The sequence below is a fragment of the Guyparkeria sp. genome, assembly GCF_046540515.1.
Taxonomy (GTDB): Bacteria; Pseudomonadota; Gammaproteobacteria; order Halothiobacillales; family Halothiobacillaceae; genus Guyparkeria.
In genome coordinates, this window is record NZ_JBKHFB010000013.1 from 1 (window position 1) to 25276 (window position 25276).

General features: G+C 66.9%; 28 protein-coding genes. 23 read left to right on the top strand and 5 right to left on the bottom strand.

Annotated features, from left to right (window positions below; translation table 11 throughout):
* The first annotated feature begins 59 nt into the window (after positions 1 to 59).
* The 16 genes from ACLFRM_RS02900 (at position 60) to glmU (ending at position 14900) form a co-directional block, all read left to right on the top strand.
* Positions 60 to 1544 carry a rhodanese-like domain-containing protein gene (locus tag ACLFRM_RS02900; RefSeq protein ID WP_410754213.1) on the top strand — a complete coding sequence of 495 codons (1485 nt, stop codon included), beginning with the start codon at positions 60 to 62 and terminating at the stop codon, positions 1542 to 1544.
* A 112-nt stretch (positions 1545 to 1656) separates the two neighbouring features.
* Positions 1657 to 3537 carry a tRNA uridine-5-carboxymethylaminomethyl(34) synthesis enzyme MnmG gene (gene mnmG / locus ACLFRM_RS02905; protein WP_410754214.1) on the top strand — a complete coding sequence of 627 codons (1881 nt, stop codon included), beginning with the start codon at positions 1657 to 1659 and terminating at the stop codon, positions 3535 to 3537.
* A gap of 2 nt (positions 3538 to 3539) precedes the next feature.
* Positions 3540 to 4205 (top strand): 16S rRNA (guanine(527)-N(7))-methyltransferase RsmG, encoded by a 666-nt coding sequence (gene rsmG / locus ACLFRM_RS02910; protein WP_410754215.1) that lies wholly within the window; start codon positions 3540 to 3542, stop codon positions 4203 to 4205.
* Complete coding sequence (locus ACLFRM_RS02915) at positions 4202 to 5026, top strand: ParA family protein (RefSeq protein ID WP_410754216.1); 825 nt, start codon at positions 4202 to 4204, stop codon at positions 5024 to 5026. Before rsmG ends, ACLFRM_RS02915 begins: the two co-directional genes overlap by 4 nt.
* A gap of 26 nt (positions 5027 to 5052) precedes the next feature.
* A complete protein-coding gene (locus tag ACLFRM_RS02920; protein ID WP_410754217.1) occupies positions 5053 to 5934 on the top strand; it encodes a ParB/RepB/Spo0J family partition protein in 882 nt (293 codons plus the stop codon).
* Between the two features lie 165 nt (positions 5935 to 6099).
* A complete protein-coding gene (locus tag ACLFRM_RS02925) occupies positions 6100 to 6390 on the top strand; it encodes an AtpZ/AtpI family protein (protein ID WP_410754218.1) in 291 nt (96 codons plus the stop codon).
* A complete protein-coding gene (locus ACLFRM_RS02930) occupies positions 6387 to 6794 on the top strand; it encodes an ATP synthase subunit I (protein WP_410754219.1) in 408 nt (135 codons plus the stop codon). The genes ACLFRM_RS02925 and ACLFRM_RS02930 overlap by 4 nt, the downstream gene beginning before the upstream one ends.
* A 25-nt stretch (positions 6795 to 6819) precedes the next feature.
* On the top strand, positions 6820 to 7638 hold the full coding sequence (gene atpB / locus ACLFRM_RS02935; protein ID WP_410754220.1) for a F0F1 ATP synthase subunit A: 819 nt from the start codon (positions 6820 to 6822) through the stop codon (positions 7636 to 7638).
* A gap of 54 nt (positions 7639 to 7692) precedes the next feature.
* Entirely contained in the window at positions 7693 to 7980 is a 288-nt protein-coding gene (atpE, locus tag ACLFRM_RS02940; protein WP_125198247.1) for a F0F1 ATP synthase subunit C, read from the top strand.
* Between the two features lie 98 nt (positions 7981 to 8078).
* Positions 8079 to 8549 carry a F0F1 ATP synthase subunit B gene (locus ACLFRM_RS02945; protein WP_410754221.1) on the top strand — a complete coding sequence of 157 codons (471 nt, stop codon included), beginning with the start codon at positions 8079 to 8081 and terminating at the stop codon, positions 8547 to 8549.
* A gap of 16 nt (positions 8550 to 8565) precedes the next feature.
* Complete coding sequence (locus ACLFRM_RS02950) at positions 8566 to 9102, top strand: F0F1 ATP synthase subunit delta (protein WP_410754222.1); 537 nt, start codon at positions 8566 to 8568, stop codon at positions 9100 to 9102.
* An 11-nt stretch (positions 9103 to 9113) separates the two neighbouring features.
* Positions 9114 to 10652 (top strand): F0F1 ATP synthase subunit alpha, encoded by a 1539-nt coding sequence (gene atpA / locus ACLFRM_RS02955; protein ID WP_410754223.1) that lies wholly within the window; start codon positions 9114 to 9116, stop codon positions 10650 to 10652.
* 15 nt (positions 10653 to 10667) lie between these two features.
* On the top strand, positions 10668 to 11528 hold the full coding sequence (atpG, locus tag ACLFRM_RS02960) for a F0F1 ATP synthase subunit gamma (protein WP_410754224.1): 861 nt from the start codon (positions 10668 to 10670) through the stop codon (positions 11526 to 11528).
* A gap of 42 nt (positions 11529 to 11570) precedes the next feature.
* Positions 11571 to 12959: a F0F1 ATP synthase subunit beta gene (gene atpD / locus ACLFRM_RS02965; RefSeq protein ID WP_410754225.1), complete on the top strand. Its 1389-nt coding sequence runs from the start codon at positions 11571 to 11573 to the stop codon at positions 12957 to 12959.
* A 15-nt stretch (positions 12960 to 12974) separates the two neighbouring features.
* Complete coding sequence (gene atpC / locus ACLFRM_RS02970) at positions 12975 to 13418, top strand: ATP synthase F1 subunit epsilon (RefSeq protein WP_136867432.1); 444 nt, start codon at positions 12975 to 12977, stop codon at positions 13416 to 13418.
* Between the two features lie 96 nt (positions 13419 to 13514).
* Complete coding sequence (gene glmU, locus ACLFRM_RS02975) at positions 13515 to 14900, top strand: bifunctional UDP-N-acetylglucosamine diphosphorylase/glucosamine-1-phosphate N-acetyltransferase GlmU (protein ID WP_410754226.1); 1386 nt, start codon at positions 13515 to 13517, stop codon at positions 14898 to 14900.
* A gap of 36 nt (positions 14901 to 14936) precedes the next feature.
* Here the strand turns inward: glmU and hemW are convergent, their stop codons facing one another.
* Entirely contained in the window at positions 14937 to 16100 is a 1164-nt protein-coding gene (gene hemW / locus ACLFRM_RS02980; protein ID WP_410754250.1) for a radical SAM family heme chaperone HemW, read from the bottom strand.
* 13 nt (positions 16101 to 16113) lie between these two features.
* A complete protein-coding gene (rdgB, locus tag ACLFRM_RS02985) occupies positions 16114 to 16746 on the bottom strand; it encodes an RdgB/HAM1 family non-canonical purine NTP pyrophosphatase (protein WP_410754227.1) in 633 nt (210 codons plus the stop codon).
* 166 nt (positions 16747 to 16912) lie between these two features.
* On the opposite strand from rdgB, the gene ykgO reads away from it, so the two are divergent.
* From ykgO to tal, 4 genes are all read left to right on the top strand, one after another.
* Complete coding sequence (gene ykgO / locus ACLFRM_RS02990) at positions 16913 to 17038, top strand: type B 50S ribosomal protein L36 (protein WP_058574874.1); 126 nt, start codon at positions 16913 to 16915, stop codon at positions 17036 to 17038.
* A 148-nt stretch (positions 17039 to 17186) separates the two neighbouring features.
* Positions 17187 to 17651 (top strand): Hsp20/alpha crystallin family protein, encoded by a 465-nt coding sequence (locus ACLFRM_RS02995; RefSeq protein ID WP_410754228.1) that lies wholly within the window; start codon positions 17187 to 17189, stop codon positions 17649 to 17651.
* A 175-nt stretch (positions 17652 to 17826) separates the two neighbouring features.
* Positions 17827 to 18741 carry a DnaJ C-terminal domain-containing protein gene (locus ACLFRM_RS03000; RefSeq protein ID WP_410754229.1) on the top strand — a complete coding sequence of 305 codons (915 nt, stop codon included), beginning with the start codon at positions 17827 to 17829 and terminating at the stop codon, positions 18739 to 18741.
* 69 nt (positions 18742 to 18810) lie between these two features.
* Positions 18811 to 19908 carry a transaldolase gene (tal, locus tag ACLFRM_RS03005; protein WP_410754230.1) on the top strand — a complete coding sequence of 366 codons (1098 nt, stop codon included), beginning with the start codon at positions 18811 to 18813 and terminating at the stop codon, positions 19906 to 19908.
* 58 nt (positions 19909 to 19966) lie between these two features.
* On the opposite strand, the gene ACLFRM_RS03010 is transcribed toward tal, so the two are convergent.
* Positions 19967 to 20548, bottom strand: a complete 582-nt coding sequence (locus ACLFRM_RS03010; RefSeq protein WP_410754231.1) for a redoxin domain-containing protein — start codon at positions 20546 to 20548, stop codon at positions 19967 to 19969.
* 84 nt (positions 20549 to 20632) lie between these two features.
* Here ACLFRM_RS03010 and coaBC point away from each other — a divergent pair, with 84 nt between their 5' ends.
* Genes coaBC through argB form a run of 3 tightly spaced genes read left to right on the top strand, consistent with a single transcriptional unit; the run spans position 20633 to position 23215 of the window.
* Positions 20633 to 21853 (top strand): bifunctional phosphopantothenoylcysteine decarboxylase/phosphopantothenate--cysteine ligase CoaBC, encoded by a 1221-nt coding sequence (gene coaBC, locus ACLFRM_RS03015; protein WP_410754232.1) that lies wholly within the window; start codon positions 20633 to 20635, stop codon positions 21851 to 21853.
* Positions 21840 to 22295, top strand: coding sequence for a dUTP diphosphatase (gene dut, locus ACLFRM_RS03020; protein ID WP_410754233.1), 456 nt, complete (start codon positions 21840 to 21842; stop codon positions 22293 to 22295). The genes coaBC and dut overlap by 14 nt, the downstream gene beginning before the upstream one ends.
* Positions 22296 to 22327: 32 nt before the next feature.
* Positions 22328 to 23215, top strand: coding sequence for an acetylglutamate kinase (argB, locus tag ACLFRM_RS03025; RefSeq protein ID WP_410754234.1), 888 nt, complete (start codon positions 22328 to 22330; stop codon positions 23213 to 23215).
* Between the two features lie 16 nt (positions 23216 to 23231).
* Here argB and ACLFRM_RS03030 read toward each other — a convergent pair whose 3' ends face one another.
* Positions 23232 to 23804: a hypothetical protein gene (locus ACLFRM_RS03030; RefSeq protein ID WP_410754235.1), complete on the bottom strand. Its 573-nt coding sequence runs from the start codon at positions 23802 to 23804 to the stop codon at positions 23232 to 23234.
* A 180-nt stretch (positions 23805 to 23984) separates the two neighbouring features.
* Entirely contained in the window at positions 23985 to 25253 is a 1269-nt protein-coding gene (locus ACLFRM_RS03035) for an MFS transporter (RefSeq protein ID WP_410754236.1), read from the bottom strand.
* Positions 25254 to 25276 lie beyond the last annotated feature (23 nt).

The following is a 25276-nucleotide window of genomic DNA, read 5'->3' on the forward strand; positions in this document are numbered from 1 at the left end:
GCCCCGCGTTCAAGGCGGGGAAGACATCGCTCTCGTTTCATTTGCACGCAATACCCGTCATGTCCGAATCCGACTGGCCCGAACGGGTCATCATCCGGCCCGCCCCGGAAATGCAGTTGAAGTCGTGGCCCACGCGCCGCCGCTTTCGCAATGTCCTGATGAACAACCTGCGCGCGGCGCTCGACGGGGTGCCCCACGCGCTGCGCGTCGACCAGGGGCGTCTGTTGCTGTTCACCCGTGAACGCGCTGCGGCCGTAAGCGGGTTGGAGCGCGTGTTCGGAGTAGCCTCCTACTCGCCGGTCGAGGCCGTGGTCGAGCCGACGATCGAGGCGCTGGTCGAGACCGTCCGGGAACGGTTCGCCGATACGGTGCGCGGCCGGACCTACGCGGTGCGCTGCAAGCGTCATGGGGGCGCGCGGCTGTCGACCCGCGAGGTCGAACGTCAGGTTGGCGCGGCGCTCAACCCCTTCGGCCGGGTCGACCTCGACGCGCCCGAGGTGCGGGTGGAGATCGATCTGGTCGAGGCCGGCGCGTGGGTGTTCACCGAGCGTCACCCCGGCCCGGGCGGCGTGCCGCTGGGGGTGCAGGATCGCGCGGTGACGTTGATGTCCGGCGGCTTTGATTCGCCGGTGGCCGCCTGGTACACGATGCGCCGCGGGGTGGGCAACGACTACGTCTTCTGCAACCTCGGCGGGGCGACCCATGAGCACATGGTGACGCGCCTCGCCCACCGTCTGGCTCGTGACTGGGCCATCGGCGACCGCCCGCGGCTGTTCGTGGTCGATTTCCTTGCCGTGGTCGCCGACATGCGCGAGCGACTTCCCGGCGAGGTCTGGCAGGTGGTCCTCAAGCGCCTGATGTATCGGGCCGGCGAGGGCGTGGCCCGGCGCACCGGGGCGCAGGCACTGGTCACCGGCGAGGCGCTCTCGCAGGTCTCCTCGCAGACGCTTTCCAACCTCAACAGCATCGATCCGGCCAGCGGGGTGCCGGTGCTGCGTCCGCTGATCGGCTTCGACAAGACCGAGATCATGACGCTGGCCCGCCGGATCGGCACCTACTCGCTTTCCGAGGGCGTACCGGAGTTCTGCGCGCTGTCGAACAGCAAGCCGCTGGTCTCGTCCCGTCGCGGCCGGATCGAGCGCGAGGAGGCTATGCTGGATCGCACCCTGCTCGAGCGCGCCGTGGCCGAGGCGCGCGAGATCGATCTCGCCGCCCTGACCGACGAGGACCTGGTCGAGCCGGACGTGCTCGCCGACTCCATACCCGCCGACGCGACGGTGATCGATTGTCAGCCGCCGCGGCGGTTTCGCGACTGGCACCTGCCCGGCGCGGTCAACTACCCGCCCGACGTGCTGGCGCGTCGGTTCGAGTCATTGCCGAGGGATCGTCGTTACCTGCTCTACTGCCTGCGCGGCGCGAACGCGCCGATGCTCGCCGAGCGCATGCAGCGCGCCGGTTTCGACGCGCGAGCCTTCCGCGGTGGCGTCGCTCGGTTGCGGCGCGCCGTCGAGCGGGGTGATCCCGAGGTGGTCGGAGCTGTGTGATGGTCGGCGATAACTGCTGGATCTGAAACAGGTTTCCGTTATACTGCCGCGCCCCCGCCGCAGCCAATTTCGTGCCGGGGTTTATCAGCCGCTTCGACGGCAGGAGGTTCCCATGCGCTATCCAGATCGATTCCCCGTGATCGTCATCGGCGGCGGTCATGCCGGCACCGAGGCGGCGCTGGCGTCCGCGCGCATGGGCGTGGAGACCCTGCTGGTCACCCACAACATCGAGACCCTCGGCCAGATGAGCTGCAATCCCGCGATCGGCGGGATTGGCAAGGGGCACCTGGTCAAGGAGATCGACGCGCTGGGTGGCGCGATGGCGCACGCCGCCGATCTCGGCGGCATCCAGTTCCGCATCCTCAATGCCCGCAAGGGCCCGGCCGTGCGTGCCACCCGCGCCCAGGCCGACCGCGTGCGCTACAAGGCCGCGGTGCGCCACATGCTGGAAAACCAGCCGCACCTGACCCTGTTCCAGCAGGCGGTCGACGACCTGATCCTCGACGGCGAGCGGGTCGTGGGCGTGCGCACGTCGGGCGGCATCGAGTTCTACGGGGAGTCGGTGGTGCTGACCGCCGGCACCTTCCTGGCCGGGCAGATCCACGTCGGGCTGGAGCGCTCCGAGGGCGGACGGGCCGGTGACCCACCGGCGAAAAAGCTCGCCGATACCCTGCGTTCGCTCGATCTGGGCGTGGCGCGCCTGAAGACCGGCACGCCGCCGCGCCTCGACGGGCGCAGCCTCGATTTCTCGGTGATGCAGGCCCAGCCGGGCGACACGCCCACGCCGGTGTTCTCCTTCCTTGGCTCGCCCGAGGAGCACCCGCGCCAGGTCGAGTGCTTCATCACGCACACCAACGAGCGTACCCACGAGATCATCCGTGGTGGGCTGGACCGTTCACCGATGTTCACCGGTGAGATCGAGGGCATCGGTCCGCGCTATTGCCCGTCGATCGAGGACAAGATCCACCGCTTCGCCGACAAGGGCTCGCACCAGATCTTCGTCGAGCCCGAGGGACTGGACACCCACGAGGTCTACCCCAACGGCATCTCCACCAGCCTGCCCTTCGACGTGCAGCTCGAGCTGGTGCGCTCGATCCGCGGTTTCGAGAACGCCCACATCACCCGCCCGGGCTACGCGATCGAATACGATTTCTTCGACCCGCGCGGTTTGAAGCCCACGCTGGAGACCCGCGCGATCGAGGGCCTGTTCTTCGCCGGGCAGATCAACGGCACTACCGGCTACGAGGAAGCCGCCGCGCAGGGGCTGATGGCCGGTGCCAACGCCGCGGCGCGCGTGCTCGATCGCGATCCGCTCACCCTGCGCCGCGATCAGGCCTACCTCGGCGTGCTGGTCGACGACCTGACCACCCAGGGCACGCTCGAGCCCTACCGCATGTTCACCAGCCGGGCGGAATACCGCCTGATGCTGCGCGAGGACAACGCCGACCAGCGCCTGACGCCCATCGGCCACGAGCTGGGCCTGGTCGACGAGCGCCGCTGGCGGGCCTTCAACGAGAAGATGGAGGCGATCGAGGCCGAGCGCGGGCGCCTCAAGGACATCTGGGTCCACCCGGGTCATCCGGCCGCCGACAGGCTCGAGGGGTCGATCACGCGCAATGTCACCGCGCTGGATCTCCTGCGCCGGCCGGAGCTGGACTACGCGGCGATCGCCGCGGTCGACGAGCTGGCACCCGAAGCCATGCCCGCCCCGGCGGTGATCGAGCAGCTGGAGATCGAGGCCAAGTACGCCGGCTACATCGACCGCCAGCGCGACGAGGTGGCCCGCTCGGTCAGGCAGGAGCAGGAGGCCATCCCGGCCGACCTCGACTACGCCGAGATTCGCGGGCTGTCCAACGAGGTGCGCGACAAGCTTGGCCAGCAGCGACCGGCGACGGTCGGCCAGGCCGCCCGCATCCCCGGCGTGACCCCAGCGGCCGTCTCCCTGCTGCTGGTGCACCTCAAGCGCCGCGGCGACATGGCGCGGTCCGCCTGAGCATGCCCGCGGCGCTATCCGGCGAGCAGCGGCAGCGTCTCGAGCGGCAACTGGACCACGGTGCCGGGGTACTCGGGCTCGCGCTCGAGCCGGGTGTGGTGCCGAGGTTGATCGACTACCTCGAACTGCTGCTGCGCTGGAATCGTCCCTACAACCTCACCGCGGTGCGCGACCCGGAGGCGATGGTCGTCCGTCACCTGCTCGACTCGCTCGCCGTCCTGCCGCATCTGCCCGCCTGCCCGCGTCTGCTCGACATTGGCAGTGGTCCCGGCATACCGGGTATGATCTTGGCGGTTTGTCGCCCCGACAGTGAGGTCACCTTGGTCGACTCCAATCTCAAGATGACGCGTTTCGCCATGGCCGCCCGGCGCGAACTGGGGCTGGGCAATGTCCACGTGCAGCGCGAGCGCGTCGAGCAGATCGATCCATCCGACCGCTTCGACTGCATTATCTCGCGCGCCTTCGCGGCGCTGGCGGATTTCGTTCGGGCCGGCGCGCCACTGCTCGCCGACGGCGGCCGGCTGTACGCGATGAAGGGGCGGCTGGATGCCGACGAGCTCGATGCCCTGCCCGACGGGTTCGTCGTCACCGCCCGGCACGCGCTCGATATCCCCGATCTCGATGCGGAACGTCATCTGTTGGTCGTGGAACGGGCGGGCACGGCATGAGCTGGGTGATCGCGATCACCAACCAGAAGGGCGGTGTCGGCAAGACCACCACCGCGGTGAACCTCGCCGCCGCGCTGCAGGCCTTCGGTCGCCGCGTGCTGCTGGTGGACATGGACCCGCAGGGGAATGCCACGGTCAGTGCCGGCTACGACAAGCATTCGGTCGAGCGTCACGTCGGCCAGGTGCTGCTCGAGGAGATCGGGGTGACCGAGGCACTGCTGCCCACCGAGCCGGGCGGTTTCGATCTGCTCCCCGCCACCATCGATCTTGCCGGTGCCGAATTCCAGCTGGTCACGCGCATCGGCCGCGAGACCAAGCTGCGCCAGGCGCTGGCGCCGCTGGTCGACGACTACGACTTCATACTGATCGACTGCCCGCCGGCGTTGAACACCCTCACGATCAACAGCCTGGCCGCGGCCGACGACGTGTTGATTCCGGTGCAGTGCGAGTACTTCGCCCTCGAGGGGCTCTCCGCCCTGCTCGACACCATCGAGCAGGTGCGGGTGGCGCTCAACCCGGACCTTGGCATCGCCGGGGTGCTGCGCACGCTGTATGATGCGCGGAACCGGCTCGCCCAGGACGTGAGCGAGCAGCTGCGCCAGCATTTCGGCGACCGGGTCTTCGAGGCGCTGGTGCCGCGCAACGTGCGCCTGGCCGAGGCGCCCAGCCACGGTCTGCCGGCCATGTTCTACGACAAGAGCTCCAGCGGTGCGGAGGCGCACGCCGACGTGGCCCGCGAACTGGTCAAGCGGGCGCGCAAGCGCGGCAAGCTCCGCAAACCGGCCGCCCTCAGGGACGGCGCGTCGCGTCGCCGCGGCTGACGAACCGGGAGACAGAGGCCAAACGCATGAGCACGAAACGCAAGGGATTGGGGCGCGGTCTGGATGCCCTTCTCGGGACGGCGGAGCGGCCGGCCGAGCAGGCCGGCGCGCAACTGCGGGAGCTGGCGGTCGACCTGATCCGCCCCAATCCGTTCCAGCCGCGCACCCGCTTCGACGAGGCGGCGCTGACCGAGCTGGCCGACTCGATCCGTGCCCAGGGCGTGATCCAGCCGGTGGTGGTGCGTCGTCGCTCCGGCGAATACGAGCTGATCGCCGGCGAGCGCCGCTGGCGTGCCGCGCAGAAGGCCGGACTCGACCACATCCCGGCGGTCGTGCGGGAAATCGACGACAACCAAGCCGCGGCCATGGCGCTGATCGAGAACCTGCAGCGCGAGGATCTCGATGCCATCGAGCAGGCCCAGGCCATGCAGCGGCTGGTCAAGGAATTCGAACTCACCCACCAGCAGGTCGCCGACGTGCTGGGCGTCTCGCGGCCGGCGGTGAGCAACGCCCTGCGGCTGCTGGATCTGGCCGCACCGGTGCAGAAGCTGCTGCGCGAGCGCCGGATCGAGGCCGGACACGCGCGCAGCCTCGCCGCCCTGCCGAAAAAGGAGCAGGCGGGTATCGCCGAGAAGGTGGTGGCCCGGACCCTCACCGTTCGCCAGGTCGAGTCCATGGTCAGTCGCTACCTGAAGTCGGCCGACCCCGCCCCCCAGGCCGGAGAGGATCCGGATACCCGGGCGCTGGAGCGGCGGCTGGGCGAGGCCCTCGGCACGACGGTCGCCATCCAGGCCAATCGCCGCGGCAAGGGCCGCGTGGTCCTCGGCTTCGATAGCCTCGATCAGCTCGATGGCTTGATCGATCGACTGGTCGGCCGCGAAGAGGGTGGTCGGCCCGAGGTCGACTGACCGGCTTGCTGCCTCGTTGATGGTCTCGACGCCCGAAGGGCAGCTGTGGGTGGCGTGATGGCGGTGATCCGCCCGGAGATGCCGACTCATAGCCTGCCAAGGCATCCTTGCTTGTCGATCGATGAGCGAATCGCTACACTGACCGCCAATTTTTGGGCCCCGAACATGAACGATCGCGACAAGACGCCCGCCGATGCCGGCCGGAACGGCCAGGGTGGCTACTGGAGCGCGCGCTTCAAGGGGCTGCTGCAGGTCGGAGCGGGCAACATGTTCGCCTCCAGCATCATCGCCGGGCTGTTGCTCGGCTATCTGCTGGACGCCTGGCTGGAGACGGCCCCGATCTTCATGTTGATCCTCGGGGCGCTGGGTTTCGTCGCCGGCATGCGCAACGCGAAGAAGGCGTTGCTGGCCACCGGCCGCGACGAGCCGGAAGACAAGGATTCGGAGCGCCGATGAGCCGCATGGCCGAGGCGATCACCCGCCGCGGGCGGCGCGTGGTGACGGTCCAGCTGGCCGTCCTGGCGCTGGCCGCCGGGTTGGCCCTGCTCCACTCGCCGCATGCCGCGTTGTCGGCCGCCGGTGGTGTCGCGGTCGCCATGCTGCTGGCGTGGATGCTGCGACGAACCATGGCTCGAGCGACCGAGCTCGCCGTGGAGGCGCCGCAGCAGAGCATGAACACGATGTATCTCGGGGCGGCAGCGCGCTTTGTCGCGCTGCTCGCCCTGATGGCGGTCGGGCTCGGGCTGCTGAAGCTGGACGCGCGTTTCATGGTCGGGGCCTTCGTGGTCGCCATGATCGCTGGCGTCCTCGCGGCCCGCGGACAGGACTCCGGGCGTCCGACCGACCGGACAACAGATTGATTTCAAGCTTGAGGAGTTAGCGACAGTGGCTACGGAGAATGCGGGCGGTGGCCCGGTTGAATATATCCAGCATCACCTGACCAACCTCCATGTTGGCGAAGGTTTCTGGCAGCTCAACATCGACACGATCTTCTTCAGCGTCCTGCTGGGTGCGCTGATCGTGTTCGTGGCCATGCGCATCGGCCGCGGCCTGCGTGCCGAAACGCCCAACGGCCTGCAGAACGCGGCCGAGGGGATACTCGAGTTCGTCGACGAACAGATCCGCGACTCGTTCGGCAGCCGCGCGCCCAAGATCATCGCGCCGCTGGCATTGACCATCCTGCTCTGGGTCTGGCTCATGAACTTCATGGACCTGATCCCGGTCGACCTGCTGCCGGCCATCGCCGCCGGCCTGGGCGTCGAATACCTCAAGGTCGTGCCGACCACCGATCTGAACACCACGCTCGCCATGGCGCTGTTCGTGTTCGTCCTGACCATCTACTACAGCATCAAGGTGAAGGGGCTGGGTGGCTACATCAAGATGTTCCTGTTCCATCCCTTCGGCAAGTTCCTCATCCCGATCAATATCGTGATGACCACGATCGACGAACTCGCCAAGCCGATCAGCCTCGCGCTGCGTCTGTTCGGCAACATGTTCGCCGGTGAGCTGGTCTTCCTGCTGATCGCCCTGCTGACCCTGGGCGCGACCATCAGTGCCAGCCTGCTCATCTGGTTCCCGCTGCAGGTCGTGCTGGACATGGCGTGGATCGCCTTCCACATCCTGGTCATCACGCTGCAGGCATTCATCTTCATGGTGCTCACCATCGTCTACATCGGTATGGCTCATACCCAGGACGAACACTGATCACCGACCCGAGTTTCCTTTGACCCTTTGTTTTTCTGATTAGGAGAAGAAGCCATGACCCCCGATATGCTCGCTACCATCTATGCCTACACCGCCGTTGGTGTTGGTGTGATCCTCGCTGCCGCCGGCCTCGGTTCGGCCATCGGCTGGGGCCTGATCTGTTCCAAGACCCTCGAGGGGATCGCGCGCCAGCCGGAGATGCGTCCGCAGCTGATGACCAACATGTTCATCTTCGCCGGCCTGATGGAGTCCTTCCCGTTCATCATCCTCGCCTTCGCGATGTGGTTCCTGTTCGCCAACCCGTTCGTCGGTGCCCTGACGGCCGCGATTGGCGCTCTCTAAATCGCGTCCTTCGTGACATCGATTCGGCAGACGCGGCGGTTCGATCCGCCGCGTCCTGCTGACCGGAAACCCAATCCGTATTTACGCGAGGGGACATTGTGAGTATTTCGATCACACTGGTTGCTCAGCTGATCGCCTTCGTGCTGATGGTCTGGCTGGTCAACAAATATCTGTGGGCGCCGCTTTCCGCCTTGATGGAAGCGCGTCGCAAGAAGATTGCTGACGGCCTGTCCGCTTCCGAGCGCGGCAAGCACGAGCTGAAACTGGCCCAGGAGCGCTCGACCGAGCTGCTGCGCGAGGCCAAGGACAAGGCGAACGACATCATCGCCCAGGCGAACTCCCGTTCGAACCAGATCCTGGAAGAGGCGCGTAACAACGCCAAGACCGAGGCCGAGCGCATCGTCGCCCAGGCCAACGCCGAGATCGACCGCGAGGTCAATCGCGCCAAGGAAGAGCTCCGTGCCCAGGTCGCCGACGTGGCCGCCACCGGTGCCGAGCGGATCCTCAAGCGCGAGGTGACGGACAAGGACCACGAATCCGCGATCTCAGATCTGATCGCTCGGATCTAGGACTAGCGGAGGCCTCATGTCTGACCACACCACAGTCGCCATCTCGTACGCCAAGGCGGTGCATGAACTCTGTGCCGACGCGGCGCAGGCCAAGCACTGGAGCGAGACGCTTGCCGGGCTTTCCGCTGTCGCGCGGAATCCCGACATGGTCGCGTTTCTGGGTGACGAGAAGCGTTCTCGCAACGACCGGCTCGCCGGTTTCGTCAAGGTGGTCGAGGACGCCGTCGACGAGAAGGCGCTCAATCTCGTGCGTCTCCTCGGCGAACGCGACCGCCTCGATCTGCTGCCTGTCGTCACCGCGGAGTTCGAGAAGCTCCGTGCCGATGCCGAGCAGCGCATCGTGGCCTCGGTCGTCTCGGCCAAGCCCCTGACCGACGAGCAGTCGAACCAAATCAAAACAGCGCTCGGCAAGCGACTCGATCGCACCGTAGAGCTCGAAACTACCGTCGACGAGGACCTCATCGGCGGCGCGATCATCCGCGCCGGTGACCTGGTCATCGACGGATCGATGCGCGGAGAGCTCGAGCATCTTGCCGTACAAATGAGTCGCTAAGGAGATCTTCCATGATCAACCCGTCTGAAATCAGCAGTCTGATTAAAGAGCGCATCGAAAACTTCGATGCCGGCGCGGAAGCGCAAACCGTCGGCACCATCGTCTCGGTGAGCGACGGCATCCTGAAAATCCACGGCCTGAACGACGTCATGCTCGGCGAAATGCTCGAGCTGCCGGGCGGCGCCTTCGGCGTGGCCATGAACCTCGAGCGCGACGCCGTCGGCGCCATCGTGCTCGGCAACTACGAGCACCTGCGTGAAGGTGACCAGGTCAAGTGCACCCAGCGCATCCTGGAAGTGCCGGTAGGCAAGGAACTGCTGGGTCGCGTCGTCAACACCCTCGGTCAGCCGATCGACGGTCGCGGCGAGATCAAGGCCGAGGCCACCGCCCCGGTCGAGAAGATCGCCCCGGGCGTCATCGAGCGTCAGAGCGTCGATCAGCCCATCCTCACCGGTATCAAGGCGATCGACTCCATGGTGCCGATCGGCCGCGGTCAGCGTGAGCTGATCATCGGCGACCGCCAGACCGGCAAGACCGCCGTGGCGATCGACTCGATCATCAACCAGAAGGGCAAGGGCGTCTACTGCGTCTACGTCGCCATCGGCCAGAAGGCTTCCACGATCTCCAACATCGTGCGCAAGCTCGAGGAGACCGGTGCGATGGAGTACACCATCGTCGTTGCCGCCTCCGCCGCCGATCCGGCCGCCATGCAGTACCTGGCCGCCTACGCCGGCTGCACCATGGGCGAGTACTTCCGCGACCGCGGCATGGACTCCCTGATCGTGTACGACGATCTGACCAAGCAGGCCTGGGCCTACCGCCAGATCTCCCTGCTGCTGCGTCGTCCGCCGGGCCGTGAAGCCTACCCGGGTGACGTCTTCTACCTGCACTCCCGCCTGCTGGAGCGCGCCTCCCGCGTGAACGCCGACTACGTCGAGAAGTTCACCAACGGCGAAGTGAAGGGCAAGACCGGCTCGCTGACCGCGCTGCCGATCATCGAGACCCAGGGCGGCGACGTCTCCGCGTTCGTTCCGACCAACGTGATCTCGATCACCGACGGCCAGATCTTCCTCGAGACCGACCTGTTCAACTCCGGCATCCGTCCGGCGATCAACCCGGGCATCTCCGTATCCCGTGTCGGTGGCTCGGCGCAGACCAAGGCGGTCAAGAAGCTTTCGGGCGGCATTCGTACCGACCTGGCCCAGTACCGCGAGCTGGCGGCGTTCTCGCAGTTTGCCTCCGACCTCGACGAGGTCACCCGCAAGCAGCTCGAGCGCGGCAAGCGCGTCACCGAACTGATGAAGCAGCCGCAGTACAAGCCGCTGTCGGTCACCGAAATGGCGCTGTCGCTCACCGCCGCCAACGAGGGCTACCTCGATGACGTGCCGGTCGAGAAGGTCAACGACTTCGAGGCGGCCCTGCATGCCTTCGCGGCCGACAACGCGGCCGACCTGGCCGGCAAGATCGGTGACGAAGGCAACTTCAACGACGAGATTGCCGCCGAGCTCAAGAAAGTCATCGAGGACTTCAAGGCCAAGGGCGTCTACTAAACCGGGAGCGTAATCATGGCCGTAGGCAAAGAGATTCGCACCAAGATCAAGAGCGTGCAGAACACGCGCAAGATCACCAAGGCGATGGAAATGGTCGCCGCATCCAAGATGCGGCGTGCCCAGGAAGCGATGGAGATGACCCGTCCGTACGCCGAGAAGTTTCTCGAGGTGGTCGGGCACATCACCAACGCGCATCCTGAATACCGCCATCCCCTGATGGTCGAGCGCGAGGTAAAGCGCGTTCTGATGATCGTGGTGACGACGGATCGCGGCCTGTGCGGCGGGCTGAACGTCAACCTGCTCAAACGCACCGGCGAAAAGATCCGTGAATACGAGAAGAATGGTGTCGAGGTCGACGTCATTCCGGTCGGCAGCAAGGGTCGGGCATTCTTCCAGCGTTACGGGGGCAACGTGCTGACCTCCGTGACCGGTCTTGGGGACAAGCCCGGCTACGCGGCGATGCGCAAGGCGATCAACGCGGCCCTGGCGTCGTTCGAAAACGGTGACGTCGATCGTATCGAGCTGGCCCATAACGAGTTCGTAAACTCCATGAGCCAGAACCCGTCGGTCGAGCAGATCGCCCCCCTGAAGTACCAGGAGGACGAGAGCCTCAAGCACCACTGGGACTACCTCTACGAGCCCGACTCGCAGATCGTCCTGGACGCGGTGCTCAAGCGTTACATCTCGGGCCTTGTCGTGTCGGCGGCCATCGAGAATGTGGCTTGCGAAATGGCGGCACGGCGGATCGCGATGAAGAACGCGTCCGACAACGCCGGCGACATGATCCGCGACCTCAAGCTGCAGTACAACAAGGCGCGTCAGGCGGCGATCACCCAGGAGATCTCCGAGATCGTGTCCGGCGCGGCCGCCGTGTGACGACGGCACCAACCCATTTTTCGAATTGAAAGAGGAACACACATGAGTTCTGGAAAAATTGTCGAGATCATCGGGGCGGTGATCGACGTCGAATTTCCGCATGACCAGGTTCCGGCCGTCTACGATGCGATCCGCGTTGACGACACCGGCCTGATCGTCGAGGTTCAACAGCAGATCGGCGACGGTATCGTTCGTGGCATCGCCATGGGCACCTCCGACGGTCTCAAGCGTGGCCTGACGGTCACCAACACCGGCAAGCCGATTTCGGTTCCGGTCGGCAAGGGCACCCTGGGTCGCATCATGGACGTCCTGGGCAACCCGATCGACGAGGCCGGCGATGTCGAGACCGACGAGAAGTGGTCCATCCACCGCAAGGCACCGACCTTCGACGAGCAGGCGGCCGGCACCGAGCTGCTGGAGACGGGCGTGAAGGTCATCGACCTGCTCTGCCCGTTCGCCAAGGGCGGCAAGGTCGGCCTGTTCGGCGGCGCCGGCGTGGGCAAGACCGTCAACATGATGGAGCTGATCCGCAACATCGCCATCGAGCACAGCGGCTACTCCGTGTTTGCAGGCGTGGGCGAGCGTACCCGTGAGGGCAACGACTTCTACCACGAGATGAAGGACTCCAACGTCCTCGACAAGGTCGCGCTGGTCTACGGCCAGATGAACGAGCCGCCGGGCAACCGTCTGCGTGTGGCGCTGACCGGCCTGACCATGGCCGAGTTCTTCCGTGACGAAGGTCGTGACGTGCTGATGTTCATCGACAACATCTACCGTTACACCCTGGCGGGTACCGAGGTCTCCGCACTGCTGGGCCGCATGCCGTCCGCGGTGGGCTACCAGCCGACGCTGGCCGAGGAGATGGGCGTCCTGCAGGAGCGCATCACCTCGACCAAGACCGGTTCGATCACCTCCGTCCAGGCCGTGTACGTCCCGGCGGACGACCTGACCGACCCGTCGCCGGCGACCACCTTCGCCCACCTCGACGCGACCGTCGTCCTGGCGCGCGACATCGCGGCCCTGGGTATCTACCCGGCGATCGACCCGCTGGATTCGACCAGCCGCCAGCTCGACCCGCAGGTTGTCGGCGAGGAGCACTACAACGTGGCCCGCTCCGTGCAGATCACCCTGCAGCGCTACAAGGAGCTCAAGGACATCATCGCGATCCTCGGCATGGACGAGCTGTCCGATGACGACAAGGCGATCGTCTCCCGTGCGCGTAAGATCCAGCGGTTCCTGTCGCAGCCGTTCTTCGTCGCCGAGGTGTTCACCGGCGCCCCGGGTCGCTACGTTCCGCTCAAGGAAACGATCCGCGCGTTCAAGGGCATCGTGGCCGGCGAATACGACCACCTGCCGGAGCAGGCGTTCTACATGGTTGGCACCATCGACGAAGCCGTCGAGAAGGCCAACAAGATGGCTGAGAAGGCCTGATAACGGAGGTCGACAATGGCTATGACTACCCGAGTCGACATCGTCAGCATGGAAAAGCCGATCTTCACCGGGAAGGCGACCTTCGTCACCATCCCGACCGAAGCCGGCGAAATGGGCGTCACCGCCCGCCACACGCAGACGTTGTCGGTACTGCGCCCGGGCGAAGTCCGGGTGCATCAGGACGACGGCTCGATCGTGCGCTATTTCGTCGGTTTCGGGGTGGTCGAAGTCCAGCCCCACGTCGTCAGCATCATCGCTGACTGGGCGCTGACGGAAGAGGACGCGAAGAACCTGGATCCCAACGAGCTCGAAGCCCGCATGGGCGAAGAGGAGGATTACGTTCAGGAGTACGAGCAGCGCGGGCAGCTCGACTTCACCTCGGCCGAGATGATCATGGTCGAGGCGGAAGAACGCCTCAAGTGGATCAAGTCCATGCGTTCGGCAGGCGGTCGCCACTGAGGCGACGCGTGCGCCGGCGCGTTGAAGAGGGGCCTTCGGGCTCCTTTTTTGTTTCCGCCGACCGCGGGTCGGCCCGAAACCGGAGGATGAACCGTAATGACTGATACCGCTACCGGCCGCCTGCATGTCGTGGTGCTTGCCGCGGGCAAGGGCACGCGCATGCGTTCGAGCAAGCCGAAGGTCCTGCACGAGATCGCGGGTCGTTCCATGCTGGCGCATTGCCTCGACACGGCCGCGGCGCTCAACCCGGCCACGATCCGTGTCGTCATCGGCCACCAGGGCGAGGCGGTGCGCGAGTCGCAGTCCGGCCGTCCGGTCGAGTGGGTCTGGCAGCACGAACAGAACGGCACCGGGCATGCGGTCGAACTCGGCATCGACGGCCTGGACGCGCGCGCGGACGATCGCGTGCTGGTGCTGTACGCGGACGTGCCGTTGCTGGATGCCGACCTGCTTGCCCGCCTGACGGGCTCGCGTGCCGCCGTCGCCCTGCTGACCGTGCACATGGAGGACCCGACCGGATACGGACGCATCCTGCGCGACGACACGGATGCGGTAGTGCGAATCGTCGAGCAGAAGGACGCCAGCGAGGCCGAGCGCCAGGTCCGGGAGGTCAATACCGGCATTCTCATCGCGCGTTACGGCGATCTGGCGGCCTGGCTCGAGCGGCTCGAGGCGGGCAACGCACAGGGAGAGCTCTACCTGACCGACATCGTCGAGATGGCCGCGGCCGAGGGCAAGACGGTCGAGGCGGTGGTCGCCGAGGACGCCTGGGCGGTGACCGGGGTCAATGACCGGCTCGCGCTCGCGCGTCTGGAGCGCGTCTACCAGCAGCGCCAGGCCGAGGCGCTGGCCCTGGCCGGCACGACGATCGTCGACCCGGCCCGGCTGGACGTCCGTGGCACGCTCGACTGCGGTCGCGATGTGTCGATCGACGTCGGTTGTGTCTTCGAGGGCCACGTGCGCCTGGGCGACAACGTCCGTATCGGGCCGCACTGCGTGCTGCGTGACTGCGAGATCGGTCCGAATTCCACCGTGGAGGCCTTCACGCACCTCGACGGGGTGATCGCCGCGGGCGACAACGCCATCGGGCCATACGCCCGGCTGCGCCCGGGGGCGGCGCTGGACTCGGCCGCCAAGGTCGGCAACTTCGTCGAGGTCAAGGCCGCCCGCATCGGCGAGCGTTCCAAGGTCAATCACCTCTCCTACGTGGGCGATGCCCGCGTGGGTGACGACAGCAACCTCGGTGCCGGCACCATCACCTGCAACTACGATGGTGCGAACAAGCACCACACCGAGATCGGCGACCGGGTATTCGTCGGCTCGTCGTCACAGCTGGTCGCCCCGGTCCGGGTGGGCAGTGACGCGACCATCGGTGCCGGTTCGACCATCACCCGCGACGTGGGCGCGGGCGAGCTGGCGATCGCGCGCAGTCGGCAGAGGGCAATCGCCGATTGGCAGCGCCCGCGGAAAAAGCGCGACTGATGTCAGGATACCGGGCCAAGGTCCGCCGGGTGCGCGTTACGCGTCGGGCAAGAAGCGCCCCAGCACGTCGTTGAGAAAACGCAGGCCGCGCTCGGTGGGGCGGATGGTCCGGATGTCCCAGTCGATCAGGCCGTCGTCTTCCAGGCCGCGCAGGGTCTCGGAGATCACGGCGATGGGCATGCCGGTGCGTTCCTGGAACAGGCTGACCGGGAAGCCCTCGGTCAGGCGCAGGGCGTTGAGCATGAACTCGAACGGGATCTCCTGGCGGCCGATGTCGTGGGCGTCGATGTTGTCCGACGTGCCGGCCAGCTCCAGGTAGCGGTTCGGATGGCGGCTGCGCACACGCCGCTCGATGCGGTTCTCTGCCGGGATGGTCAGCTTGCCGTGGGCGCCGGCACCGATACCGAGATAATCACCGAACTGCCAGTAGTTCAGGTTGTGCTGGCAGGCATGATCCGGCCGCGCGAACGCGGAGATCTCGTAGTGCCCGTAGCCCGCGGCCCGCAGGCGCTCGGCACCCGCATCGCCGATGCGCTCCAGGGTGGCCTCCGGCGGCAGCGCCGGCGGGCTGAAGGCGAAGGCCGTGTTGGGTTCGATGGTCAGCTGGTACCAGGACAGGTGCGGCGGTTCGAGCGAGATCGCGGTATCGATGTCCGCCAGGCCGTCGTCTTCCGTCTGCCCGGGCAGGCCGTGCATCAGGTCGATGTTGAAGCTGTCGAGCCCGGCGTCGTGCGCCGCCTCGATGGTGCGCCAGGCCGCGCGCCGGTCATGGATGCGGCCCAGGCGCTCGAGCGCGTCGTCGTTGAAGCTCTGCACGCCGATGGAGACCCGGTTGAAGCCGATGGCGCGGTATTCGGCCAGCCGGCTGGCCATGTCGGTGCCCGGGTTGACCTCGAGGGTCACCTCGCGGGTGAAGCGCAGGTCGAGCAGGGCGCGCAGCCCCGACATCAGCCGGTCGAGCGCCTCGGGCGAGAACAGGCTCGGTGTGCCGCCGCCGAGAAAGATCGTCTCGATCGGCCGGCCCCAGATCAGCGGCAGTTCGGGCTCGAGGTCGCGCAGCAGCGCATCGACGTACTCGTCCTCGGGCAACTCGCGGCCCTTGAGGCCATGCGAGTTGAAGTCGCAGTAGGGGCATTTCTCCACGCACCAGGGCAGGTGGACGTAGAGCGACAGCGGCGGGTTGTCGGTGAACTGCAGCAGGCTCATTGGTGCCTCACGCGGGCTGGATGTCGACGCTGGCGAGCTGTTCGATCAGCTGCTTCAGGGCGCGGGCGCGGTGACTGACGCGGTGCTTTTCGTCCGGGTCCATCTCGCCGACGCTCATGCCGTGCTCGGGCGAGAAGAACAAGGGGTCGTAGCCGAAACCGCGCGCCCCGCGCGGGGCGTCGAGCACCTCGCCTTCCCAGGTGCCCTCGACGACGATGGGGCGGGGGTCGTCGGCATCGCGAACGAAGGCCAGGGCACAGACGAAGCGTGCGCTGCGCGGGGCGTCGGGGCGGGCGGCCAGCTCCTCGATCAGCTTGGCGTTGTTCTCCGCATCGCCGGCGTTCTCACCGGCAAAGCGCGAGGAGAATATCCCGGGGCGACCGTCCAGGGCATCGACCACCAGCCCGGAGTCGTCGCCGATCGCCGGCTGGCCGGTGATCGCGGCGGTGTGGCGCGCCTTGATCAGGGCATTGCCGCGAAAGCTGTCGGCATCCTCCACCGGGGAGGAGACGTTCCAGGCGCGCTGCGAGACGAAGCGCAGCCCCGTCAGCGTGGGGTGGCTCTCGGCCAGCACCCGGCGCATTTCCTCGAATTCGGCCATCTTGCCGTCGTTGTTGGTGGCGATCACGATGTCGGTCATTCGGGCGTCCCGGATAGGTTGGTGCAGGCAGCGAGGATACCTGCAACCGGGCGGTCCTGCAGTGCCCCGAGTCGTCTCGGGCAAGGCGGTGGTTGCCAAAGCGGGCCGGATCCGCTATATTGCCGCGCTTTGTGTGGAACCGAGCGGATTAGCGAAAGGGGCGTCCATGAAAATTCTGTCTTCTCTCAAGTCAGCCAAGAAGCGACACAAGGACTGCCAGGTCGTTCGTCGTCGCGGCAAGGTTTACGTCATCAACAAGACCAACCCGCGCTTCAAGGCCCGTCAGCGCTGAGCTGACCGGCAAGAAGTTCGCGTGCACGAGGCCCCGCTCCGGCGGGGCCTCGTTGTTTTGGGGTCTTGAAAATCCCCGCGGATGACCTACATCGACGGCATGAACACGGCATTGGCCAGTCATTGAACGTCGAAGGGAGGTGTTGAACATGGCTATCGTGCGTTACAAGCCGGAAGGTCAGACCCGCAACCAGCCCTGGGGTATGCTGGATCAGCTTTATCGCGAGATGAACTCGCTGTTCGAGCCGAGCCTCAACGAGGGGGCCGACGAGGGCAAGCTCGAGATTGCCGACTGGGCACCGGCGGTCGACATCAAGGAAAACGAGGATGTCTACGAGCTGCACGTCGATCTGCCGGGCGTCGACCCCAAGAGCGTCGAGGTGACGGCCGACAATGGCGTGCTCGAGATCAAGGGCGAGCGCAACTCGGAGCTGAAGAAGTCGCAGGACGGCTACTCGCGCATCGAACGTCACTACGGACGCTTCTATCGCCGTTTTACCCTGCCCGAGCAGGTGGATGCCGATGGCATCAAGGCATCGTCCGAGCACGGCGTCCTGACGGTGACCATCCCCAAGGCGGAGAGCTCGAAGCCGCGTCGTATCGAGGTGAGCTGATCCGCCTCGGCCGCCGGCCGCGGACGTGCGCGAAAAGCCCGGCGGCCCCGGGCTTTTCCTCGTTGGGCCTCCGTTCGATCCCGGCGTGTCGAAAGCCTGCCCGCGATCGGCCGGGGGCGAGTTTTCGAGACGCCGGCCACACGACACACAGCACATCACTCGGAGGAGTGCAGGCGTGAAATATCACGACTACTACGCAACCCTGGGCGTGGCACGCAACGCCTCCCAGGACGAGATCAAGCGGGCCTACCGCAAGCTTGCTCAGAAATACCACCCGGATCGCAACAAGGGCGAAGGCGCCGAGGACAAGTTCAAGGAAATCAACGAGGCCTACGAGGTGCTCGGCGATCAACAGAAACGTGCCCGCTACGACGCGCTCGGCTCGGGCTACCACCACGGCGACGAGTTCGGCGCCGGTCCCGGTGGCCCGGGCGGAGCCGGCGGCTTTGGCGGCGGCTTCGGCGGTGACGACTTCGCTGCCGGCGGTTTCTCCGACTTCTTCTCTCAGTTCTTCGGCGGCGGTTTCGGCGGTGCCGGTGGCCCGGGCGGTGCCGGCCAGGGGCGTGCCGTGCGCGGTCAGGACGTCGAGGCCGAGGCGCCGGTGCCGCTGGAGCTGCTGGTTACCGGCGGCGCGCACACCATCCGGATCTCCGACGGGCGCGGCGGTGCCCGCTCGCTGAAGGTCAACGTGCCGGCCGGCTCGGCGCCGGGGCGACGTATCCGGCTCTCCGGCCAGGGCCAGCCGAGTCCGATGGGCGGCCCGGCGGGTGACCTCTACCTGGTACTGACCCTGCGCGAGGAGGACCGTGACCGGGTCGACGGCAACGACATCATCCAGGAATTGCCGATCACGCCCTGGGAGGCCGCACTCGGCGCCAAGGTGCCGGTCACCCTGCCCGACGGCAAGCGCATCAACATGAGCGTGCCTGCCGGGTCGCAGTCGGGACGCAAGCTGCGCATCCCCAAGCGCGGCTTTGCCGGGGGCGATCTCTTTCTCGAGCTGATGATCCACACGCCCCCGGCCAAGACCGACGAGGCGCGCGAGTTCTACGAGGAAATGCGTGCCTCGATGCCCTTCGATCCGCGATAACGACAACTACATCGGCGGCGCGTAAGCGTCTAAGCTTGCCTAGGCACCCGCAACCCGGAGGAACCGTCGATGACCGCGCACGCCTTGACCCAGCTTCATGAATCGCAGGGCCAGAGCCTCTGGCTCGACAACCTGTCCCGCCCCCTGCTGATGGACGACGGCCTGCCGAGGCTGATTCGCGATTTCGGCATCCGTGGGGTGACCTCCAACCCGTCGATCTTCAAGAAGGCGATCGTCGGCAGCGACCTCTACAGCGAGGACATCGCCGCGTGCAAGCGCCAGTACTCGGACGTCGAGTCCGTCTACGAGCACCTGGTCGTCACCGATATCCAGCGCGCCTGCGACCTGCTCCGCCCGATCTGGGACCAGTCGCACGGCGAGGACGGCTGGGTCTCCTGGGAGGAATCCCCCGGCATCGCGCACGACGCCGAGGCCTCGGTGCGCGCCGCGCATCGCCTGCGGGAACTGGTCGATCGGCCAAACGTCCTGATCAAGGTGCCGGGCACGGTCGAGGGCATCGAGGCCTTCGAGCGCCTGATCGGTGATGGGGTGAGCGTCAACGTCACCCTGCTGTTCTCCCTCGACCAGGTGCGGCGGGTATTCGCCGCCTATCGACGAGGCATCGAGGAACTGGAGAAGAACGGCGGCAAGCCCGCCGAGGTGCGCGCAGTTGCCAGCCTGTTCATGAGTCGGGTCGACACCCTGGTCGACAAGCAGCTCGATGCCATCGGCGGCGAGCGAGCCGAGGCCCTCAAGGGACGGTCGGCCCTGGCGCTGGCCGGGATGGCCTACGAGCATTTTCGAGAGGTCTTCGAAAGCGAGTCGTTCGACCGCTTCGAGCAGGAAGGTGCCTGGCCGCAGTACCTGCTCTGGGCGAGTACCGGCACCAAGAATCCCGCCTACTCGGACCTGCTCTACGTCGAGAACCTGATCGCCCCGCGCACCATCAACACGCTGCCGGACGCGACGCTCGAGGCCTTTGCCGACCATGGACGGATCGCCTCGAACCTGAAGCCGCGCCTAGACGAGGATCGCAAGGTCTGGGCCGAACTGGCCGATCTCGGCATCGACATGGACGGGGCGGTGCGCGATCAGTTGCTCGACGAGGGGCTCGAGCAGTTCCAGACCGCCTTCGACGAGTTGCTCGCCGCGATCGACCAGGCCTGAGGCCTCAAACCGGGGTAGCCCCGGGTAGGCGGCGGAGATGGTCCCGGAATGGCCCGGGTCAGTCGGCGGCGCGGTTCATCCACCACATCCGCAGGCGCACGCCCCAGGGGCTGGTCAGGCCGGTGGTCGAATGGGCCACCCGGCCGGTCTGGTCGAAGAACAGGAAGGTGGGCGTGACGTTCACGCCCAGGCTCGTGGCGATGCGTCCATCCGGGTCGTTGACCACCGGCAGCTTCTCGAGGTCGTTCTCCTGCATGTGGGCACGCACCGTGGCCGCATCGCCCGACTGCATCGCCACGGTGATCACGCGGTGGTCGTCGACCAGGTCGACCAGCCAGGGCATCTCCAGATCGCAGTAACCACACCAGGTGGCCCAGAACACCACCACGGTGGGCTCATCCGCCGGCCCGCCGAGGGTCACCTCCTCGCCATCGATGCTCTCTACCACCATGCCCGGGATCTCGCCGTCGGGCAGGTCCGGCCCCATCCAGGCCTGCACGGCCAATAGCGCGGCGACGAACACCAGGCCCTCGAGGGTCCAGCGTGCCCAGCGCGGCAGGCGGCGTTTCGGCTTTCGGGGTGGCGGCTCGCCGTGATCGTTGCCCGGCTGGTCGGCCTGCTTGCTTGGTTCGTCTGGCATGCGTCTGTCTCGACTGTGTCTGGTGATCGCGTGTCGGCGGCGTGGCATCGGCTATGTGCCGATCTTCCCTGATAAACTGCGCGCATGAACGCCCCGTCATCCAACGAGTCATCCAGCCAGCGTCTCCTCGTCGGCGTCTCCGGCGGCATCGCGGCCTACAAGGCCGTGGTGCTGGTGCGTCGCCTGGTCGAGGCCGGTTGCGAGGTGCGCGTGGTGATGACCGAGGCGGCCACCCGCTTCGTCACCCCGCTGTCGTTCCAGGCGGTCAGCGGGCATCCGGTGCGCACCACCCTGCTGGATGCCGAGGCCGAATCGGGCATGGATCATATCGCGTTGGCCCGCTGGGCGGATGCCGTGGTGATCGCCCCGGCCAGCGCCGACCTGATGGCGCGCCTGGCCGCCGGCATGGCGGACGATCTCCTGACCACCCTTTGTCTCGCCACCGAGGCGCCGGTTCACCTGGCCCCGGCGATGAACCGGCAGATGTGGGCCCACCCGGCCACGCAGGCCAACCGGGCGTTGCTGGTCGAACGTGGCGTGGTCATGCACGGGCCGGCGGCCGGGGCCCAGGCCTGCGGCGAGACCGGCGAGGGGCGCATGCTCGAGCCCGGGGCGATCGCCGAGGCCTTGCTGCAATCGCCAGCCCGGGACCTCGCCGGGCAACGGGTGGTGGTCACCGCCGCCGGCACACGCGAGCCGATCGACCCGGTGCGCTTTCTTGCCAACCGCTCCTCCGGGCGCATGGGCTTCGCCATCGCCGCCGAGGCGGCCCGGCGCGGCGCGGCCGTGACGCTGGTCGCCGGCCCCTCGGCCCTGCCCACCCCGGCGGGCGTCGAGCGCATCGACGTGGAGACCGCGGCCGAGATGCAGGCGGCGGTCGAGTCGATCGAGTCGATGGATCTCTTCATCGGCGCGGCGGCGGTGGCCGACTACCGCGTGGCCGAGCCCGCGGCGAGCAAGCTCAAGAAGACCGGCGAAGCGGTCTCCCTCGAGCTGGTGCCCAACCCCGACATCATCGCCGGCGTGGCGGCACGTGCCGAGCGGCCGTTCGTCATCGGTTTCGCCGCCGAGACCGACGACCTGCGCGAACACGCCGCGGCCAAGCGTGTCGCCAAGGGCATGGACCTGATCTGTGCCAACGAGGTCGGCGCGGGCAAGGGCTTCGACCGGCCGGACAACGCGCTGCTGCTGTTGTGGGAGGGCGGTGAGCACGTGCTGGCGCAGGCGGGCAAGGAGCGGCTGGCGACCCGGATTTTCGACACCTATCACCAGATCACACAGGTTTCCGACGATGCATCGAGTTGAGGTCAAATGGCTCGACCCCCGGCTGGGTAACGAGATCCCGCGCCCGGATTACGCCACCGACGGCTCGGCGGGCCTGGACCTGCGGGCCTGCCTGGACGAGGCGCTCACCCTCGCGCCCGGCCAGACCGAGCTGGTGCCCACCGGCATGGCCATCCACCTCGACGATCCGGGCCTGGCGGCGATGATCCTGCCGCGCTCGGGGCTGGGCCACAAGCACGGCATCGTGCTGGGCAACCTGGTCGGACTGATCGATTCGGACTACCAGGGTCAGCTGTTCGTCTCGATGTGGAATCGCGGCGACAGCCCGTTCACCGTCGATGTCGGCGAGCGCATCGCCCAGCTGGTGGTCGTGCCCGTGGTGCAGGTGGCCTTCGAGGCGGTCGAGGAATTCGGCGAGAGCGCGCGTGGCACCGGCGGCTTCGGTCATACCGGCCGCAATTGAGTTACCGACAAACAACCAGAGAAAACGAGATCATGCCCCGATTCGACCCCGCCCTGACCGCCGATGTGCTGATGGAGGCGCTGCCCTACATCCAGCGCCTGTTCGACAAGACCGTGGTGATCAAGTTTGGCGGCAACGCCATGGTCGACGAGGACCTCAAGGACGCCTTCGCCCGCAACATCGTGCTGTTGAAGCAGGTGGGCCTGAACCCGGTGATCGTTCATGGCGGCGGGCCGCAGATCAACCAGGTGCTGGAAAAGCTGGGCAAGCAGGGCGAGTTCGTCGACGGCATGCGGGTCACCGACCGCGAGACCATGGATGTGGTGCAGATGGTGCTCGGCGGGCTGGTCAACAAGGACATCGTCGCCCTGATCAACCGCCATGGCGGCCGGGCCGTGGGCCTGACCGGCCGCGATGCCGGGCTGGTGCGCGCACGCAAGCTCAAGGTCACCCGCAAGAACCCGGAATTCGACGAACCGGAGATCATCGATATCGGCCACGTCGGCGAGGTGGCTTCCATCGACGCGGGCATCCTGCGCACCCTGGACGCCTCGGACGTGATCCCCGTGATCGCGCCGATCGGCGTGGGCGAGGATGGCGAGGCCTACAACATCAATGCCGACGTGGTGGCGAGCAAGGTCGCCCAGGTGCTCGAGGCGGAAAAACTGCTGCTGCTGACCAATATCGCCGGCGTGCTGGACCGCGAGGGCAAGCTCCTGACCGGTCTGACGGCGGGGGATGTCGAGGCGCTGATCGAGGACGGCACCATCCACGGCGGCATGCTGCCCAAGATCAACTTCGCGCTCGATGCCGTGCGCGGCGGGGTCAAGACCGTCCAGATCATCGACGGCCGGGTGCCGCACGCGGTACTGCTCGAACTGCTCACCGACCAGGGGGTCGGCACGCTGATCCGCGGCTGAGTGCCGGGCGGCCAGCTCAGTCGTTCGACTTGAGCTGGCGCAAGCGTTCCAGGTCGGTATCGAACTCGCTGGTTACCGCTTTCTTTTCTTCGCGGGCCTCGGCCAAGGCCTGTTCGAGGCGCTCCAGATCACGTGCGTATTGCGGTTCGTCGTGGCCGTCTTCGATATTCGCCCGCATGCGCTCGATCGACCCCTCCATCTGTCGGATCCGGGCGTCCATCCGGTCGAGTCGCTCGTCGCGGGCCTGCTGAAGGTCGGCCTCGCTGCCGTATAGCGACAAGAGGATGCGATCGCGCTCGGCCTGGGTCCGGGCCTCGCGCTCGGCCCGCTTGGCGGCCTGCCGTTCGTTCGCCTCGCGTGCCTTTTCCGCGGCGGACTTGCGCGGGGACACATCGCGGATCACTTCCCCGGTATGCGGATCGATCACCTGGTAGCCCCGCGCGGCGGCTCCGGAAGGCAGCGTGTCGCTCAGCTGGATGTCGCCCGATTCATTCACCCAGCGGAAGGTCTGACCTTCCGCGGAAACGGTCGTCGCGATCAGCATCAGGCCGAACAGGGCGGCCGGCAGGGTCGGATGGTGCGGGCGCATGGTGTCCTCCTTGTGTCCATGATGGCCACGGCCTGCCTGGCCGCCCCGTCATAAAGTGACAATGTCCCGGCCCCGAGCCGCATTCCAGCCGGGGCGGCGGTTTGTCAGGACGCCTGTGCAAGCAGGATGCCAGTGCGCGGAAGCCTCCGCATGAATGCTGGTACAGAGGTTCGTTGGCAGTCAGTGGTTCTGACCGCGCGGCGCCAGGCCCAGGGCGATCCACAGACCGGAGAGCGCCATCGCCACCCCGACGAACCAGAAACCTGCCTCGATGCCACCGGTGAACGTCGCGACCAGCCCCAGCAACAGCGCGCCCACGGCATAGCCGAAGTCTCGCCAGAAGCGATACACGCCCAGGATGCCGGCGCGCTCGACCGGCTCGCAGTGGTCGGCCACCGCCGCGCCCAGCGTCGGGTAGAGCATCGCCATGCCGACGCCGGTTGCCGCCAGCGCCAGCCCCCAGACCCAGACCGAGTGGGTCAGCACGATCGCGACGATCCCGGCCCCGCACAGCCACATGCCCCAGGTGATCAGGCCACGCCGGCCCAGTCGGTCGGAGGCGGGGCCGGTGATCAACTGGCCGGCGCCCCAGACCACGCCGTAGATGCCCACCAGGAAGCCGGCCGTGACCAGGTCTGCACCGCGCGAGACCAGCAGGATGGGCACGAACAGCCAGATGATGGTGTCGGTGAACTTCTCCACCAATCCGGCCTGGTTGATCGCCAGCAGACTGCGATTGCCCCAGGTGGCGTGCGCGAAAAAGCCCAGCCCGGATCGGAGGGCCGGTACCTTGCCGTTGCCATTGGCCTGTTGCTGGGCATGGGCCCAGGGCAGGGTGTCGCGGGCCATCCAGACCGCCAGTGCCAGCGCCAGCCCGATCACGGCCAGCCCGAACCAGAACAGGCCCTCGCGGGCGCCCAGCTGCTCGGCGACGATCGCCGCGAGGTAACCGGCCACCGCCACGCCGCCGTAGCCGGCGAACTCGTTCGCCCCATTGACCAGCCCGCGCTGGTGGGCGTGGGTGAGATCCAGCTTGCTGTTGAGCGCCATCGACCACGCCAGGCCCTGGTTGATGCCCAGAAAGACCGTCGCCAGCAGCACCCAGCCCCAGGAGTCCGCGATCAGGAGCAGGAACGGCACCGGGATGGCGAACAGCCAGCCGGCCACCAGCACCCGCTTGCGCCCGTAGCGGTCGGAAAAGCGCCCGGCGAGCAGGTTGAGCGTGGCCTTGATCACGCCGAAGATCACCACGAAGCTTGCAAGCGTGGTGAACGCGCCGGCGGCCAGGCCGAAGTCCGATTCCGAGAGCACCGGCAGCACGGTGCGGGTCATGCCGACCAGGGCGCCGACGAAGAACACCTGCAGCAGGAACTGGACGAACTGGCCGCGGTTGGCGGCGATGCCGTGAACGAGATCCCGGTGATCGATATCCCCGTGAGCGTTATGCATGGGTTGCCTCTTGCCCTTGCGGG

Coding starts and splice junctions, on each gene's coding strand:
- ACLFRM_RS02900 (WP_410754213.1), top strand. CDS start 60: ATGTCCGAATCCGACTGGCCCGAACGGGTCATCATCCGGCCCGCCCCG.
- mnmG (WP_410754214.1), top strand. CDS start 1,657: ATGCGCTATCCAGATCGATTCCCCGTGATCGTCATCGGCGGCGGTCAT.
- rsmG (WP_410754215.1), top strand. CDS start 3,540: ATGCCCGCGGCGCTATCCGGCGAGCAGCGGCAGCGTCTCGAGCGGCAA.
- ACLFRM_RS02915 (WP_410754216.1), top strand. CDS start 4,202: ATGAGCTGGGTGATCGCGATCACCAACCAGAAGGGCGGTGTCGGCAAG.
- ACLFRM_RS02920 (WP_410754217.1), top strand. CDS start 5,053: ATGAGCACGAAACGCAAGGGATTGGGGCGCGGTCTGGATGCCCTTCTC.
- ACLFRM_RS02925 (WP_410754218.1), top strand. CDS start 6,100: ATGAACGATCGCGACAAGACGCCCGCCGATGCCGGCCGGAACGGCCAG.
- ACLFRM_RS02930 (WP_410754219.1), top strand. CDS start 6,387: ATGAGCCGCATGGCCGAGGCGATCACCCGCCGCGGGCGGCGCGTGGTG.
- atpE (WP_125198247.1), top strand. CDS start 7,693: ATGACCCCCGATATGCTCGCTACCATCTATGCCTACACCGCCGTTGGT.
- ACLFRM_RS02950 (WP_410754222.1), top strand. CDS start 8,566: ATGTCTGACCACACCACAGTCGCCATCTCGTACGCCAAGGCGGTGCAT.
- atpA (WP_410754223.1), top strand. CDS start 9,114: ATGATCAACCCGTCTGAAATCAGCAGTCTGATTAAAGAGCGCATCGAA.
- atpG (WP_410754224.1), top strand. CDS start 10,668: ATGGCCGTAGGCAAAGAGATTCGCACCAAGATCAAGAGCGTGCAGAAC.
- atpD (WP_410754225.1), top strand. CDS start 11,571: ATGAGTTCTGGAAAAATTGTCGAGATCATCGGGGCGGTGATCGACGTC.
- atpC (WP_136867432.1), top strand. CDS start 12,975: ATGGCTATGACTACCCGAGTCGACATCGTCAGCATGGAAAAGCCGATC.
- glmU (WP_410754226.1), top strand. CDS start 13,515: ATGACTGATACCGCTACCGGCCGCCTGCATGTCGTGGTGCTTGCCGCG.
- rdgB (WP_410754227.1), bottom strand. CDS start 16,746: ATGACCGACATCGTGATCGCCACCAACAACGACGGCAAGATGGCCGAA.
- ykgO (WP_058574874.1), top strand. CDS start 16,913: ATGAAAATTCTGTCTTCTCTCAAGTCAGCCAAGAAGCGACACAAGGAC.
- ACLFRM_RS02995 (WP_410754228.1), top strand. CDS start 17,187: ATGGCTATCGTGCGTTACAAGCCGGAAGGTCAGACCCGCAACCAGCCC.
- tal (WP_410754230.1), top strand. CDS start 18,811: ATGACCGCGCACGCCTTGACCCAGCTTCATGAATCGCAGGGCCAGAGC.
- ACLFRM_RS03010 (WP_410754231.1), bottom strand. CDS start 20,548: ATGCCAGACGAACCAAGCAAGCAGGCCGACCAGCCGGGCAACGATCAC.
- coaBC (WP_410754232.1), top strand. CDS start 20,633: ATGAACGCCCCGTCATCCAACGAGTCATCCAGCCAGCGTCTCCTCGTC.
- dut (WP_410754233.1), top strand. CDS start 21,840: ATGCATCGAGTTGAGGTCAAATGGCTCGACCCCCGGCTGGGTAACGAG.
- argB (WP_410754234.1), top strand. CDS start 22,328: ATGCCCCGATTCGACCCCGCCCTGACCGCCGATGTGCTGATGGAGGCG.
- ACLFRM_RS03030 (WP_410754235.1), bottom strand. CDS start 23,804: ATGCGCCCGCACCATCCGACCCTGCCGGCCGCCCTGTTCGGCCTGATG.
- ACLFRM_RS03035 (WP_410754236.1), bottom strand. CDS start 25,253: ATGCATAACGCTCACGGGGATATCGATCACCGGGATCTCGTTCACGGC.